The sequence below is a fragment of the Streptomyces sp. NBC_01717 genome (assembly GCF_036248255.1).
Classification (GTDB): domain Bacteria; phylum Actinomycetota; class Actinomycetes; order Streptomycetales; family Streptomycetaceae; genus Streptomyces.
The window spans coordinates 8,925,167-8,940,218 of record NZ_CP109178.1; the positions used below are offsets into that span (position 1 = coordinate 8,925,167).

Annotated in this window: 12 protein-coding genes; 4 read left to right on the top strand and 8 right to left on the bottom strand. The window is 69.0% G+C overall.

All coding sequences use genetic code 11. The features are described from left to right. Positions 1-5 precede the first annotated feature (5 nt). Positions 6-1,250 carry a sugar ABC transporter substrate-binding protein gene (locus OHB49_RS40350; RefSeq protein ID WP_329165912.1) on the bottom strand — a complete coding sequence of 415 codons (1,245 nt, stop codon included), beginning with the start codon at positions 1,248-1,250 and terminating at the stop codon, positions 6-8. Between the two features lie 89 nt (positions 1,251-1,339). Beyond that, entirely contained in the window at positions 1,340-2,389 is a 1,050-nt protein-coding gene (locus OHB49_RS40355; protein WP_329165913.1) for a LacI family DNA-binding transcriptional regulator, read from the bottom strand. A gap of 125 nt (positions 2,390-2,514) precedes the next feature. Between OHB49_RS40355 and OHB49_RS40360 the strand changes: the two genes are divergently transcribed. Beyond that, a complete protein-coding gene (locus OHB49_RS40360; RefSeq protein ID WP_329165914.1) occupies positions 2,515-4,638 on the top strand; it encodes an amylo-alpha-1,6-glucosidase in 2,124 nt (707 codons plus the stop codon). 232 nt (positions 4,639-4,870) lie between these two features. On the opposite strand, the gene OHB49_RS40365 is transcribed toward OHB49_RS40360, so the two are convergent. Further along, positions 4,871-6,010, bottom strand: a complete 1,140-nt coding sequence (locus OHB49_RS40365; RefSeq protein ID WP_329165915.1) for a DUF3103 family protein — start codon at positions 6,008-6,010, stop codon at positions 4,871-4,873. Between the two features lie 303 nt (positions 6,011-6,313). On the opposite strand from OHB49_RS40365, the gene OHB49_RS40370 reads away from it, so the two are divergent. Beyond that, the gene (locus OHB49_RS40370; protein WP_329165916.1) at positions 6,314-6,571 is read left to right on the top strand and encodes a hypothetical protein; all 258 of its coding nucleotides are present in this window, start codon (positions 6,314-6,316) and stop codon (positions 6,569-6,571) included. 198 nt (positions 6,572-6,769) lie between these two features. Here the strand turns inward: OHB49_RS40370 and OHB49_RS40375 are convergent, their stop codons facing one another. Both OHB49_RS40375 and OHB49_RS40380 read right to left on the bottom strand, forming a co-directional pair. Beyond that, positions 6,770-7,630, bottom strand: a complete 861-nt coding sequence (locus OHB49_RS40375) for a DUF427 domain-containing protein (RefSeq protein ID WP_329165918.1) — start codon at positions 7,628-7,630, stop codon at positions 6,770-6,772. Between the two features lie 172 nt (positions 7,631-7,802). Further along, entirely contained in the window at positions 7,803-8,672 is an 870-nt protein-coding gene (locus OHB49_RS40380) for an alpha/beta fold hydrolase (RefSeq protein ID WP_329165919.1), read from the bottom strand. Between the two features lie 402 nt (positions 8,673-9,074). Here OHB49_RS40380 and OHB49_RS40385 point away from each other — a divergent pair, with 402 nt between their 5' ends. Then, positions 9,075-9,596, top strand: a complete 522-nt coding sequence (locus tag OHB49_RS40385; protein WP_329165920.1) for a CGNR zinc finger domain-containing protein — start codon at positions 9,075-9,077, stop codon at positions 9,594-9,596. Between the two features lie 33 nt (positions 9,597-9,629). On the opposite strand, the gene OHB49_RS40390 is transcribed toward OHB49_RS40385, so the two are convergent. Further along, the gene (locus tag OHB49_RS40390; RefSeq protein WP_329165921.1) at positions 9,630-9,899 is read right to left on the bottom strand and encodes a hypothetical protein; all 270 of its coding nucleotides are present in this window, start codon (positions 9,897-9,899) and stop codon (positions 9,630-9,632) included. Positions 9,900-10,139: 240 nt separating this feature from the next. Here OHB49_RS40390 and OHB49_RS40395 point away from each other — a divergent pair, with 240 nt between their 5' ends. Further along, positions 10,140-12,017 carry a transketolase gene (locus OHB49_RS40395; RefSeq protein ID WP_329165923.1) on the top strand — a complete coding sequence of 626 codons (1,878 nt, stop codon included), beginning with the start codon at positions 10,140-10,142 and terminating at the stop codon, positions 12,015-12,017. A gap of 321 nt (positions 12,018-12,338) precedes the next feature. Here OHB49_RS40395 and OHB49_RS40400 read toward each other — a convergent pair whose 3' ends face one another. Both OHB49_RS40400 and OHB49_RS40405 read right to left on the bottom strand, forming a co-directional pair. Then, complete coding sequence (locus OHB49_RS40400) at positions 12,339-12,827, bottom strand: GNAT family N-acetyltransferase (protein ID WP_329165924.1); 489 nt, start codon at positions 12,825-12,827, stop codon at positions 12,339-12,341. A gap of 128 nt (positions 12,828-12,955) precedes the next feature. Further along, positions 12,956-14,626, bottom strand: coding sequence for a TlrC/CarA/OleB/SrmB family ABC-F type ribosomal protection protein (locus OHB49_RS40405; RefSeq protein ID WP_329165926.1), 1,671 nt, complete (start codon positions 14,624-14,626; stop codon positions 12,956-12,958). Between the last annotated feature and the right edge of the window lie 426 nt (positions 14,627-15,052).

The following is a 15,052-nucleotide window of genomic DNA, read 5'->3' on the forward strand; positions in this document are numbered from 1 at the left end:
GGGGCTCAGTTGCCCTTCACGATCGCCTGTTCGCCGTTGCGCTGAAGGTCGGCGAGGATCTTCTTCGGGTCGGCGGTGCGCAGCGACTGGAGATCGGTGTTGAACTGGCTCAGGACCTTGTCGAAACCGGCGATGGTCACCGGGCCCTGCGCGTAGGCGTTGCCGTCCACCCAGGCCTTGGCGGCCGGCTGCTTCTCGGCGTACGTCTCGAGCGCGCTTGTCCGCGACGGCATGACGCCGAAGGCGTCGGCGAATGCGAGCTGCTGCTTGGCGGAGGTCAGGTACTTCACGAGGTCGACGCCCGCCGCGCGGTGCGCGCTGTCGGCGGCGACGCCCCAGCAGTTGCTGAAGGCGAGGGTTCCCTTGCCGGCCGGCCCCTCGGGCAGCGGCGCGACGGCGTACTTCACGTCGGGGTAATCGAGCTTCATACCGCCGTCGAGCCAGTTGCCCTCGATGGTCATGGCGGCCTTGCCCTTGCCGAGCGCCTCTCCGCCCCAGCTGGTGTCCACCTGCTTCGCGAACTTCATCGAGCCCGACTTGAGCAGGGACTGAACGAAGGTGAGCCCCTTGGCGTTCTCGGGGGTGTCGGCGGTCATCTTCTTCTGGTCCGCGTCGGTGAGCCAGCCACCCGCCTGCTTCATGAAGACGCCGAGTCGCTGGTACTCGTCGCTGGTGACCAGACCGGTGACGCCGTTGCCCGTGAGCTTGTCCGCGACGGTCTTCAGGTCCGCCCAGCTCTTCGGATAGTCCTTCTCCGTCAGCCCGGCCTTCTTCCACAGATCGGTGTTGATGGCGAGGCCGAGGGTGGAGGTGTCCTTCGGCAGGCAGACCAGCTTTCCGTTGTACGAGAACGAGGTGCGCAGCTGCTCGGAGAAGTCGTCGGCGTCGGATATCTGGTCCCCGTACGCGTAGAGCGAGCCGCCCTTCGCGTAATTCGCGAACTGGTCGGAGTTGACGTAGAAGACGTCCGGCGGCTTGTGACCGGCAAAGGACTGAGCGAGCTGCTGGTTCATGTCCTTGGCGACTTCGACCGTGACCGTGTTGCCTGAGCTCTTGGCATACGCGGCGGTGGCGGTCTTGACCGCCTGGGTTTCGGCGTCCCCCGAGGTGGCGATCAATACCGTCAGGTTCTGCTTGCCGGCTTTGTCCTGCTTGGGCTCCTTGTCGCTGCCGAAGCTGGATGAGCAGCCGGTGGCGGCCAGCAACGCCGCACAGGTGGCGAGGGCGGCGACGGCCGTACGGGTGACCATGAGTTCCTCCAGAAGGCATAACTTGCGGCTCAGCTGCCCGGAAGGGCGTGCTGTGAATCGGTGGCCCGTGAACGGGCGCGGGGGGTGGTTCAGTTGCCCGACGCGGGTGTGCTGTCGCGCACGACGAGAGACGGTTCGAGCAGGACGCGCTCAGGCGGAGCGTCGGGTTCCGACATTCGGGCCAACAGAAGACGGACACATTCGCGGCCGACGGCCTCCAGTGGCTGGGCGACGGTGGACAGTCCGGGGGAGAGAAGCGACGCCGTGGGGGAGTCGTCGAAGCCGACGACGGCGACATCCGTGCCCGGAACGGCTTGTCGCTCGCGCAGGGCCTGATAGCAGCCGAGGGCGAGCATGTCGCTGGCGGCGATCACGGCCGTCGCGCCCGAGTCGAGCAGTGGTCCGGCGGCGGCCTGTGCCGAGGTGATGTCATCGATGCTTTGCGCCCGCTTGCCGCGTACCGCAAGGCCGTGCCGCTGCATGGCGCGCTGCCAGCCCTCGGCGCGGTCGTCGCCGACTCCGGAGCCGCGCGGCCAGCCGAGAAACGCGATCTTGCGATGCCCCATGCCGACCAGGTGCTCGACTGCGGAGTCCGTGCCCGAGGCACCGTCGACGTCGACCCAGTCGCCTATCTGCCGGCCGGACCACATCCGGCCGAAGCCCACGAATGGCACACCGTGCTTCTCCAGCCAGGCCTGGCGCCTGTCGCCCCGCTCGGTGCCGCTCAGCACGAAGCCATCCACGCTGTGCAGGTCGAGGAGCTCCTCGTACCCCTCGAGGCCGGTGCTGCCAGGGGGTGAGGCGAAGAGCAGGATCCGGTAGCCCGCTTCGTCGGCGGTCTGGGACAAGGCGTGCAGAAACCGGTCCATGACCGGGGCCGAGGTGCCGGGGGCGGTGGGACGTATGCCGTAGCCGATGAGTCTGCTGGAGCGGGTGCGCAGGGTCTGGGCGGCTCGATGCGGGCGATAGCCCAGCTCGTCGATGGTGCGGCGGACCCGCTCCAGGGTCTCCGGGCGCAGCAGTTCAGGCGAGTTGATTGCGTTTGACACTGTTTGCGGAGAGACGCCGGCCCGCCTCGCCACCGTGGCAAGAGTCACCGAACCTGCCTTGGGTGCGGGGGTGTTGGGGGAGCGGGGCATGGCTGTCTCCGGAACCGGTTGTGCGAACGGACGAGTTTATTGGAGCGTTCCAATACCGTTGTCAACGCTGTGAAGTCGTAGTTAGGGTTCTTGGAACGCTCCAATGCCTGAGAGGTTCTGCTCTGTTGGACACCACTGTCAAGACCCACGACATGACGAACTCCGACACGGGGCCCGGTCCTTCGGCCGAAGGCCTCCAGCCATTCCTGCATGACGCCTGTGTGACGCTGTACGCCCCGAGCTTCGCGATCTCGCACTCCGACGGACAGATCGACGGTTCCGCCGACGGCTTCTACCACGGCGACAGCAGAGCGCTCGCCCGCCTGACCGTCGCGGCAGACGGGATCGCGATTGCGCCGGTACGGGGAGCCTTCGAAGGAGCGGACCGGGCGGCCTTCCGCGGTGTGCTGCGCGGACTGGGTGAGGAGACCCCGGATCCGGCGGTCACCCTGCACCGGCGCCGCCGCGTCACCCCCGGGCGCCTGGAGGAGACTCTCGAAGTCGCCAACGCCGGACGGCAGAACGTCCGTGTCCGGCTGATCGTCACTGCCGGGACCGACCTCGCCCCGATGGAGCGCGTCAAGTCCGGACACGCGCAGAGCCCGGTCACCGCCGGCGCCACCGAGAGCGGACTCGACTGGTCACGGGACACCTTCGCCGTACGCCTCACCAGCTCCCCGGAGCCCGCCACGATCGACCCGGCTGCTGGACGGCTGGAGTACGACATCGAACTCACGCCCCGCTCGTCATGGACCGCTGTGCTGCACTGCGACGCGGCTCATGAGGACGGCGATCAGTTCCCCGCGCCCCCGGCGGACAGCCTGCCCTGGCGCACACCGGTACTGCGAAGCGCCGACCGGCGCTTCGACCAGTGGCTGAGCCAGTCGGCCGCCGACCTCGACCGACTGCGGCTGACCGATCCGGACAAGCCCGCCGACCAGTTCCTGGCCGCCGGAGCCCCGTGGTTCCTCACCCTCTTCGGCCGCGACTCCCTGTGGGCGGCCCGTATGCTGCTGCCGCTGGGCACCGATCTCGCCGCCGGTACGCTGCGCACCCTCGCCCGCCGCCAAGGCGTGAGGTCCGACCAGGACACCGAGGAACAGCCCGGCAAGATTCTGCACGAAGTGCGCCGAGCCACCCAGAACTTCAACGAGAACTTCTCCCTGCCGCCCTGCTACTACGGCACGGTCGACGCCACCCCGCTCTGGATCACCCTGCTGCACGACTCCTGGCGCTGGGGCCTCGCGCCCGAGCAGGTGGAGCAGCTCCTGCCGCACGCGGAGTCCGCCCTCGCCTGGATGCGCGACCATGGCGACGCGGACGGGGACGGATTCCTCAAGTACATCGACCGCACCGGACGTGGCCTGGCCAACCAGGGATGGAAGGACTCCGGCGACTCCATCCGGTATCGCGACGGCCGCTTCGCCACCTCCCCGATCGCGCTCTGCGAAGTCCAGGCCTACGCATACGAGGCGGCCCGCGGCGGCGCCGACCTGCTGCGCGCCTTCGGCCGCCCCGGCGCCGACCGGTGGGAGGAGTGGGCCGAACGGCTGCGTGATCGGTTCCGCAGCCACTTCTGGGTGGAGGACGAACGGGGTCCGTACCCGGCCGTCGCGCTCGACGGGGACAAGAAGCCGGTGGACTCGGTCACTTCGGGCTTCGGCCAGTTGCTGGGCACCGGCCTGCTCAACCACGAGGAGAGCGCCCTGCTGGCCGCCAGGCTCGGCGCGCCCGACCTCGACTCGGGCCATGGCCTGCGGACCCTGAGCAGCGACTCCGTGGCCTACAACCCGTACGGCTACCACATCGGTTCCATCTGGCCGCACGACACCGCGATCGCGGTACACGGGCTGGTCAGGGCCGGGTTCCCGGAAACGGCCGCGTCCCTCTCCGGGGGTCTTCTGACCGCCTCCGCGGGCTTCGACGGGCGGCTTCCCGAGCTGTTCGCCGGTCATGGCGCGGCGACCGACGCCCGGCCCTCGCCCTATCCGGCGTCCTGCCGTCCCCAGGCCTGGGCGGCGGCCTCGTCCGTCATGATCCTGCAGTCGATGCTGGGGCTCTCTGCCGATGTCCCCGGCGGAACGCTCACCGTCGCGCCCGGATTCGCTGAGGAATACCGGCCGATGAAGGTCGAGGGCCTCGACATCGCCGGCGGGCGGCTGGACATCTCCATCGACGCCGACGGTACGGCGCACGTCGAGGCGCCGAACGGCCTGGTGGTGAAGAGGGAGCACATGACGCCCCGTTGACGCGGAGCGGCTGTACCCGCCGGGCACGCGCCGACGGCGACGTCGAAGCCGTCGGCCTCGCCCCGTACGTCGTGCACCGAAAGCGTATCCAGAGCCTCGGCGAGCGGTTGGGCCGGAGCCATCGCTTCTCTTCCCTCGGTGATCATCAGCGATCGTTCAGAGAAGGACGGCCGGTGACCGAAGCACGGAAGGCCGCCCTCGGGCGGCCTTCGCGAGACATGCGTACGCGCGGTCAGAACTGCTCGACGAAGTACGGCTCGACCGTGATCCAGCCGTTGCCGGCCGCCCCGTTTCGGCGATCCGAGTCACTCCGGGCGAGGGTGTACCAGGAGTCGACGTAGTTCGGGTCATCGGTCCACCAGGAGGTGGGGATGGCCGACAGCACCGCGTTCACCAGGGGAATGTACGCCCCCTGGTCCGTGATGGTGAGCAGGGCCGTGGTCAGAGCCTGGGCGAGGGCCTGGTAGTTCGTGTCGCCGTCGTCCTCCATCATCACGGCGTCGGCGAGGTTGTACTTGTAGTTCGACCAGTTGACCAGGATCTGGTTGGGGTAATAGACGACCCCGTCGCTGTTCAGATAGGGCATGTCCACCGTGTCCACGCGCACCTTGCCGTCCAGCCCGAAGCCGGTCACAAGCGTGTACACCTCGGCGTCACCCTTGACCCAGGGCTCTTCGTCGTCGGCCAGTTCGACGGAGGTGACGCGGGTGGACCACCAGCCACCGGCTGCCTGCCGCGCCTGCGGCCGGGGGGTGGCGACGCCATGCTTCGCGAACTCTGCTCTCAGGACGCCGAGCCCCGCCGCCAAGGCCTTGGAGACGTCGATGTCCACCACGTAGACAGGCCGTTGGGGCACCTCACGGGCGTCGAGGGTGTGCGCACGTCCCTGGCTGTCGTACGCGGTTATCGTCTCGGCGGCGTCGTCGGCAGGGGCGGCGGCGACCAGCGGGACGGCCCCACCGGTCAGGTCCTCGCGCATCGAGGCGTCGCCGAGACGGACGCGCAGCAGCGAACCGGTGCTCGCGGCCAGCCCCTTGGCCGCAGCGATACGGCGGTCCGCCTCGCGGACCGCCGGGATCAGGGCCTTGCCGCTCCGGGTGGCGGCCCGAGCCGCCAGGGCCTGTACATCGACCTGGGCGGATGAGAGGGCCGCGCTGCGTACCTGCGACCGCCAGCCCGTATCCGCCAGGGAGGCGGCGAGGGAGCGGGCGACATCGTCCTCGATGCCGCTCACGGCGGACGGTGCCGCGGCGGACGGCCGGGCCGTGGACGCCTCGGCGGTCGCCGATACGGCTCCCTGCGCCGTGGCGGTGGTGACCGCGGTGAGAAGGGCGGCCACGAGGGCGGTACGCCGCAACTGCTTCTTGCTCAAGAGATCCTCCTGATGCCGAGCGCTGGCTCCGCCCAGGGCGGAGCCGCCGGGTGGGCGTCTGCGCTGCTGGGACGGGTTCTGGGACGTCTGCGCCCAGGATGGCGCCATGAGGTCTATGCGAGTAGATCTGTGAGGGTAAATTTCTCGTGTCGGGATCACGTCAAGTCGGCGGGTCCGTAAGGGAGTTACCTCCGGAAAAGGGGGCCGTCGTCCTCCCGTCCGTCCCTGATCCGTCGAGGACTGCTGCGCACCGGCACCGGCGTCGGACTCGCCGCGCACGGTCTCGGATACTCCGCCCGGAGCATGTCCTCGGCGGTCGGCGCGAGCACCTGCTCCATCGACCCGGTCCAAAACCGCATGATCGTCCGCTACCACAAGGACGGCGCCGAGCACATCGCCATCCACAACGTCTCGGACAGCGACAACGGCGACTTCAGCAATCCGCTCGGCACGAACGGTCGAGCGCTGCAGCCGGGCCGTCCCGATTGCGGCCACTGGACGCTGCTGTGCCGGACTCTCGGCCTGCGGTGCGGCCGGCCGCGAGAAATTTGCTGTCAGTAGGCTCGCGCCAAAGGTGGTCCGCCCGGTCGACGTGCGAAGGGCTCCCGGGCGGACTCCACTGTCCATGCTGCCCCGGCCGTCGACGCTGCTGCCGTTGACGGGGCCGGTAGTGAGACCGGTCGGGTGGTGCCGCGTTCCGTGTTCCGCGTTGCTTGGGCGAATTCCACGCGGTAAGTCCGCCCTCCGGCTCCTGCCGGGTCAGTGCGCCCTGACTTCGTCGACGTCCAGGCCGCGGTCGACGCCGTGGGGGACGACCTTCTGTCCGGGCTCGAGTTCCAGGCGTTTCCCGTCCAGGTGGATCTCGACCTGGTCCGGTTCGAAGGACACCATGTCACCGATCCGGCCGACCTCCGGGTAGGCGTTGCGGTACGTCCAGGCGGCCCGGTGCACATCGCCGATGTCGTAGTAGTCGCACAGGCCCTTGTAGGGGCAGAAGGTCTGTCCTGCGACGGGGCGCAGCTGGGTCTCGTCGATGTCGGCGCGCGGGACGTACCAGCGCGGGGCGAATCCGGATTCGTAGAGCACGACGGGGTGCTCGGAGCGGGCCACCACGGTGTCGCCCAGGCGGACTTCCAGAGGCCTGGAGCTGTTGCGGATGTCGATGCGGTGGTACGGGTCCGCGGCGTGTCCCAGGATGCGCTCGTCCTCCTCGTGGAAGGCGTCCATGGCCCGCCACGCGAAGGCGATGCGGCCTTGCAGCTCGGCGGCGTGCTCGGGCGGCGAGGTGAACTCCCAGGCGGCCCGTTCGGTGGTGCGGTCGCCGGCATGGACCGCGTACCAGGTGGTCTCGCCCAGGTCCTTGTGGTGGGTGACCTTGTCGCCTGCGGCCAGGACCTGGGGGTCCACGTCCCCGCGGGGGAAGTAGGCGACGGGGTAGCGGCCCGGCTCGTGCAGCAGGATGACGTTCTCGCTGTCGGCGATCCAGGTGTCGTTGAACTTCACGCGCATGCGGCGGCGCAGCGGCTCGGCGAACAGCAGTCGCTCAGGCAGGGGTTCGGGGGTGAGGAAGTGTCCGATCGCGCCTGCGGAAAGGGGCCCTTGCTGCCAGGACAGTCCCATGGCGTTTTCCTTCCGGGTGCGGGGTGGGCGGGAGGCGCACCCCGGGATGGCCGGGTGGTTGTCGTTGCCCGGTCAGGACTTGCAGGAGCAGCGGGAGACCGCGGCCTCCGGTCGGCGGCAGCAGGTCCGGATGGCCTTGCCGTCGATGGCGGTGGTGCCTCGACCTGCGGCGTCAGGCCAGGACGCGGTCGAGGAAGTCGCGGATGTACTGGGTGATGGGCTCCAGGTGGCTCTCGAGGGCGAAGTGGCCGGACTCGAGCAGGTAGATCTCGGCGTTGGGCAGGTCCGTGCTGAACGCCTCGGCGCCCGCGGGGCCGAAGATTTCGTCGTTGGCGCCCCAGACCGCCAGCAGTGGGACCTGGGAGTCGCGGAAGTACTGGTGGACCTGTGGGTAGAGGTCGACGTTGGTGGGGTAGTCGCGGAACAGCTTGAGCTGGATCTCGTCGTTGCCGGGCCGGTCCAGCAGTGCCTGGTCGTGGACCCAGTTGTCGGGGCTGACCAGGCTGGGGTCGGCGACTCCGTTCACGTACTGCCATCGGGTGATCTCGGCGGTCAGGGCGCCTCGCATGGGGGCCTCGGTGTCGGGTCCGGGCGCTTGGGCGTAGGCGAAGACGCCGTCCCAGAAGGGCTTGACGAAGCCCGCTTCGTAGGCGTTGCCGTTCTGGCTGATGATCGCGGTGATGCGGTCCGGGGCCTGGAGCGCGAGGCGCCAGCCGATGGGGGCGCCGTAGTCCTGCACGTACATCGCGAACCGGCCGATACCCAAGTGCTTCAGCAGGCCGGAGGTGACCTCGGTGAGGGCCTCGAAGGTGTAGGGGAAGTCCTCCAGGGCGGGCATCGCCGACTGGCCGAACCCGATGTGGTCGGGAGCGATGACGTGGTACCGGTCGGCGAGTGCCGGGATCAGTTGGCGGAACATGTGCGAGCTGGTCGGGAAGCCGTGGAGCAGCACCACATCGGGTGCCTGGGGGTCGCCGGCCTCCCGGTAGAAGACCTCGAGGCCGTTGACGGTGGCCGTGCGGTGGTGGACTGCGGGAGTCATATCCCTAACCCTTCTATCGAGCTTGAGTGGTTATGAATCCAGTCGACCACGCCATATCTAACCTGTCAAGGTGCTATTACTGGTTAGAACGACTGGAGGCCTCCGGGGTGGGGTGCGTTCCCCGCCCGTCGGGAGCTCGGGGCGGGGTGGGGGTGGATCCGTGGCCTTTCTCAAGCCTCCGCCTGTCGGTGGCCCGTCGGCGAGTGGAGCGGCCGGGTGCGAGTGTTCTCGGCCCATCGGTGTCGGCCCGGTCGGTCCGGTGCGCACGGTTTCCGATCGCTCCTGTCGCCTCGGCCGCGGTGAACGGTACGTCCGAAAGTAACCGTCAAAATGTTCTTTTGTGGTTAGAGGGGGATCGATTCATGTAACCTGTCAAGCAATTCGATGCGGTTAGGAGGCGTGATGGCGGCCGATGCCGACCGAGAGCAGCAGGACGCACTGCTGGAACTCCTCAACACGACGCCGGTGGTCAACGGCGAGGTCCAGGATCAGCTGGCGGATCCGGAAGCGGCCGAGGCCTGGCAGCGAGCGCACGGCGGCAGCGGCACCGCGGACGAGCACCGCCACCTCCTACGGGCGCGCGACGCTCTGCAGGAGGTGGTGCGCGGCAGCCGGCCGGCCACGTCACTGGCCCCGGTCCTCGAGGGAGTCACGTCCCGTCCGCAGGTCTCCTCCGGCGGAGTGTCCTGGGATCTCGACGCCTGCAAGGAGCGCCGGATGGCGGTGCAGGCGGTCATGGCCTGGAGCGCGTTGCAGAAGGCGATGCCAGGGCGACTGCGGCCGTGTGCCAATCCGGAGTGCCGGCGGTTCCTCCTCGACCGCAGCAAGACCAACAAGGCGCGCTGGTGCTCGATGGCCGTCTGCGGCAACAGGATGAAGGCCAGGCGCCACTACCAGCGCACCCGCAACGGAGCAGCCGAGTAGCACCTCCACCAGCCCCCGGGAACGCGGCGGGGCTCAGCTATCCGCGGCGGCCCCCCCGACCGGGCCCCAGCCGCGGTTGACCTCGGGCAGCCCCACGGCCGGCAGATCGGCGCCATGAGCCGGTGCAGGGGCGCCCGCCTGGCCCTGCGCGCCGCCGGCACCTACCGACCCGGGAGTCCGCACCTGCTCGCCGGCCGGATCACCGCGGAGGTGCATTTCGGCCGCGAGCAGATGAACCGCCTCGACGAGGCCCTCACCGCAGCGGGCGTACGCCACCACAGCGAGATCTGCACCGCGGCGCACCGCGGTGCCACCAGGCCGAACCGCCGCCTGCGAAAGCACAGCGGACAAACGCCACTGCACCGCACCGCTGGTGTTCCCGGACCGAGCCCTCCGACCGGCATGCGTTTGAATCGCGGCCTCTGTCCCACGGGCATACGGTCGGCAAGGGCACGGCCGTCGCACGCAGCCTCTGCGCGCGGCCCGCGAGCCGGCGGCCGTCGAACGACCGGATCGGAACGCACGTCTTGAGAGGAGTCCGCGATGTCGGCTGAGAACACCGCCACTGTCTCGCTGGGGCCTGACAGTGACCTGGACGAGGTCTTCGAGTTGGCTCAGCAGCTGCGGGTGGACTCCGTCCGCGCCAGCACCGCCGCCGGCTCCGGCCACCCCACCTCCAGCCTGTCCGCCGCGGATCTCATGGCCGTCCTCATGGCACGTCACCTGCGCTACGACTGGCAGAGCCCGAAGAACCCGGCCAACGACCACCTGGTCTTCTCCAAGGGGCACGCCTCCCCCTTGCTGTACGCGATGTTCCTCGCCGCCGGCGCGATCGACGAAGAGGAACTCATGACCACCTACCGCCGCAAAGGTGCGCGTCTTCAAGGCCACCCCACTCCGGTCCTGCCCTGGGTGGATGTAGCCACCGGCTCGCTGGGCCAGGGCATCGCCTACGGCATCGGCATCGCACTTGCCGGACGGGACCTGGAACAACAGTCCTCCCGTGTGTGGGTGCTGTGTGGCGACAGCGAAATGGCTGAAGGGTCGGTGTGGGAAGCCCTGGACAAGGCAGGTCGCCACCGGCTGGCCAACTTCACCGTGATCATCGACGTCAACCGCCTCGGCCAGAGAGGCCCCACGGAGCTGGGCTGGGACACCGACGCCTACGTCCGCCGCGCCGAAGCCTTCGACTGCCGCGCCCTTGTCGTCGACGGCCACGACCTGGCGGCCGTCGAACAAGCCCTGGCTGTCGCGGACGACGGACAGGCCCCCACCGTCATCGTCGCCAGGACGGTCAAGGGCCAGGGTGTCGCCGAGGTCGCAGACGCGGAGGGCTGGCACGGCAAGCCGCTGCCCGACGACCTGGCCGCCCGCGCGATCACCGAACTGGGCGGCGTACGCCACCACACCGTCCGCGGCCCCCAGCCGCCCGCCGCCACCTCCACTGACCCGGTCGCTCCGGTGCAGGTGACGTTGCCGCAGTTCAAGATGGGAGACGCGGTCGCCACCCGCGTCGCCTTCGGCAAGACGCTCGCCGCGATCGGCGCCCGCCCCGACATCGTGGCCCTGGACGCCGAAGTGGGTAACTCCACGCACGCGGAGGACTTCGGCAAGGCACACCCCGAGCGGTACTTCCAGATCTACATCGCCGAACAGCAGATGATCGCCTGCGCGGTCGGCATGGCCGTACGCGGCTACCGCCCCTACGCCACCACCTTCGCAGCCTTCCTCACGCGAGCCCACGACTTCATTCGCATGGCCGCCATCTCTCAGGTCTCCATGAGTCTGTGCGGTACCCACTGCGGTGTCGAGATCGGCGCGGACGGCCCCTCCCAGATGGGCCTGGAAGACCTCGCCATGATGCGGGCCATTCACGGCTCCACGGTGCTCTACCCCAGCGACGCCACATCCGCCACGGCCCTGACCGCTGCCATGGCGGACCTCGACGGCATCTCCTACCTGCGCACCACCCGGGGTGCCTACCCCGTCCTCTACGCCCCGGACGAGACCTTCCCGGTCGGTGGATCCAAGACCCTGCGCGCCGGTGACAGTGACCAGGTCACCCTCCTGGGCGCCGGCGTCACCGTCCACGAATGCCTTGCCGCCGCCGACCAATTGGCCGCCGACGGCATCCCCGCCCGCGTCATCGACCTGTACTCCGTAAAGCCCCTGGACGTCGGCACCCTCGCTCGCGCCGCCCAGGAAACCGGCGCACTGGTCGTCGTCGAGGATCATCATCCTGAGGGCGGAATCGGCGAGGCTGTCCTGTCCGCACTCGCCGCGCAGCGCCTCACCCCCGCATTCGCCCACCTCGCCGTGCACGACCTGCCGGGCTCCGGGACCCCGTCCGAACTCCTCGACGTCACAGGCATCTCAAGCACCCACATCGCCCGAGCCGCCCACGACCTCGTCGGCCGCTGAGCACCATCGCCACGCGCCTCCGAGCGCGAGCGGAGGTGAGTCGACCCGGGCCGCCCGCCACCACATTTCGTGCCGGCGCGTCGGGGAGCCGGCCGACCGGTCCGTGCATCGATCCTGACGATTGCCGGGGGAATGATCGCGGCAGCACACGTGCGGTGAATTGTCCCGTGAGGGGAAGTGGTGGCGCACGCCGGCACGATCGCGCTCGGTCTCGCGAGCGGAGCGCCGGCCTCCCGGCCGTCGGACGAAGTTACGGACCTGGAGCTTCTCGACGGGCGGAACTGTCTCGCACCCCGGCAGCACGGGTTGGTGGGCGGCAGCTCAGTCGACCGATCTCTCGGCATCGTGCCGAAGCCAGACATAATTGACCGGCTGAGCGGCATTCCAGTACTCGGCAAGGTCAGGGGCGACCGGCACGAACCCGGCCCCCAGATAGCACCTCAGAGCCGTCTCGTTGTCCGGGTGCACGCGCATGAAGACATCGGCCCAACCTGCCTTGTGAGCTTGTGCGAGCAGACCCCGGACGAGCACGCGGCCGAGCCCCTTCCCGCGGGCCTCGGGTGCGACGATGATCCGAGCCAGCTCGACCTCGTCCTCCTCGGCGTCGAACCACAATTCCCCGTAACCGACGAGTTTCTCGCGCTCGACGAGCACGTGAGCCTGAACGTCGTCATCCTGCTGCCACGCGGAAATCGTCCGTGCAGGCACAGGGAACTCCTGCTGCCCGCACCAGATGACGACTTCCGCGGGAGTCGTCGGCCAGTCCGCCACCGCGGCGGCGTGAGCGGTGGCGAAAGGGAGAAGGTTCATACGTGTCATTTCATCCTGGGCCCATGATCTGATCCGGTACGGGCACCGGCTGTCCGGCCCAGATACCGCGCAGGCCGACATTACGTGCCCCGCTCAGCCTCATCCAGCCCGATGCGCAGACCGCTGAACTACTGAGCAACCTGCTCACTCGCTGCGTCACCCGGGCCGGGTAGCTGCGAGACGTGGCCGGCGTTCAGCTCCAGGCGGGTGCCGGTGAACCGGGTTCGCATGCGGCGGTCGTGGGTGACGATGACGACCGCGCCCCGGTAGCCGGTCAGAGCTCCTTCAAGTTCCTCGACCAGGGCCGGGGACAGATGGTTGGTGGGCTCGTCCAGCAACAGCAGATCGACGGGTTCGCTCACCAGGCGGGCCAGCTCGAGCCGACGCCGTTGTCCGTAGGACAACTCGCTCACTTTCAGCCGCAGGTCTGCGGGGCTGAACAGGCCGAGCGACAGGAGGTGGTCGGTGTGCTCGTCCAGGTCGCCCCCGCGGCCGCCGGCGAACGCCTGCAGCACCGTCAGACCAGCTGACCACGGTGTTTCCTGCTGCCTCAAGTGGCCGACCCGGCCACGCGTGCGTACCGTCCCCTCATCGGGCTGCAGTTCACCGGCCAACACCCGCATCAGCGTCGTCTTGCCGGCACCGTTGGGCCCGGTGACCAGCAGCCGCTCGTCGCCGCCGATCCGCAGCGACGGCACATGCAGACGGTTCCCGACACGGATGCCGGTGAGGTCCGCGGCCGCCTGCGGTGACCGCCCGTCGACGGTGGTCAAGTCGGCGGCGAACACCAGCGGATCGGGCGGCGGTGCGACCGGACTGTTCGTGAGCCGATCGACTCGCTCCTTCGCGTTGCGGATACGGCTCATCGCCCCGTGCCCGCGGCTGCGGGTACGGAAGGCGCCGTGACCGAACACGGCGAACGGCAGCTTGCGCGGGATCGCCCCCAGCCGTGCCACATTCGTGTCGGCCAGCTTCTGGTTGCGGACCAGCTCCGAGCACCAGTTCTCGTACTCCTGCAGCCGGCGCCGCCGCTCGGCAGCCTTGGCGGCAAGGTAGCCGTCGTAGCCGTCGCCATAACGCGCCACCCTGCCCTCGTCGACCTCCAGGATCGTGGTGGTGACCCGCTCCAGGAACACCCGGTCATGAGTGACCACGAGCACGGTGCCACGATGTCCCCGCAGGTGGGCCTCCAGCCAGCGCACCGCCTGATCGTCCAGATCGTTGGTCGGCTCGTCCAGCAGCAACAGCTCCGGCTGGGACGCCAGGGTCGCGGCCAGCGCCAGCCGCGACCGCTCACCGCCCGACAGCGTGCCCAGCGTTCTGTCCCGGGACAGACCTGGCAGGCCGAGTCCGTGCAGAGCGACGTCCACCCGGGCATCCGCTTCATAACCGTCGCGCGCCTCGAACTGGGCGACCAGCTGGGCGTAGGCATCCAGGGCCGCGGTGAGCTCCACGCCCGCCAGGCCCTGGAGCCCGGTTTCGGCCTGGCGCATGCGCTCCTCGAGACCGCGCAGATCGGCAAGAGCTTTGTCCACCGCGTCCTGGACGCTGGCCTCGGAAGGCAAAGCCAACGACTGGGCGAGATGGCCCGAGCCGCCCGGCGCGATCACGGTCAGCTCGCCGTTGTCGGGCCGGTCCTGCCCGGCAATCAGTCGCAGCAGGGTGGATTTCCCGGCTCCGTTGTCGCCGATGATCCCAGCCTTGTCGCCAGGCTTGAGGCTGAAAGACACGTCGTCCAGCACGACGTGATCGCCGTGGCGGCGGGCAACGTTCTGAAGAGTGAGCTGTGTGGTGAGCATGAAGAGTCCCCTGTTCTCGGCCAGGCCGATCGGAACGGGCAGCTGGACGCATCCGCGCAGACCAGAACACTCCACGGCACGCCGGACAGCAGGCGGCAACGCGGGAGAGCGGAAGCACGGATGAGAACGCGCGACGGCGGAGCCAAGCTCAACGCGGTCGCACGGGGACTGTCACAGGGAACCCATGTACAAGACCGTAGGCCGGGAATCTGCCCGCCTGCAAATCATTTCCCAACGAGGTGGGACAAGCATGTCCCAGGAGCGAGCCGACCGCTTGACAAGCCGGGCGGAGGACGCACTCGACGGCCGTCGAGGCCGACACCGGCGAAGCCGCTGATGGTGCAGCCGGAGGCCGCCCTCGGCGTTCCGTACCACCGCCACTCGACGCACGCGATCGGGCCACCGGGACCAGCCCCACATCCTGGG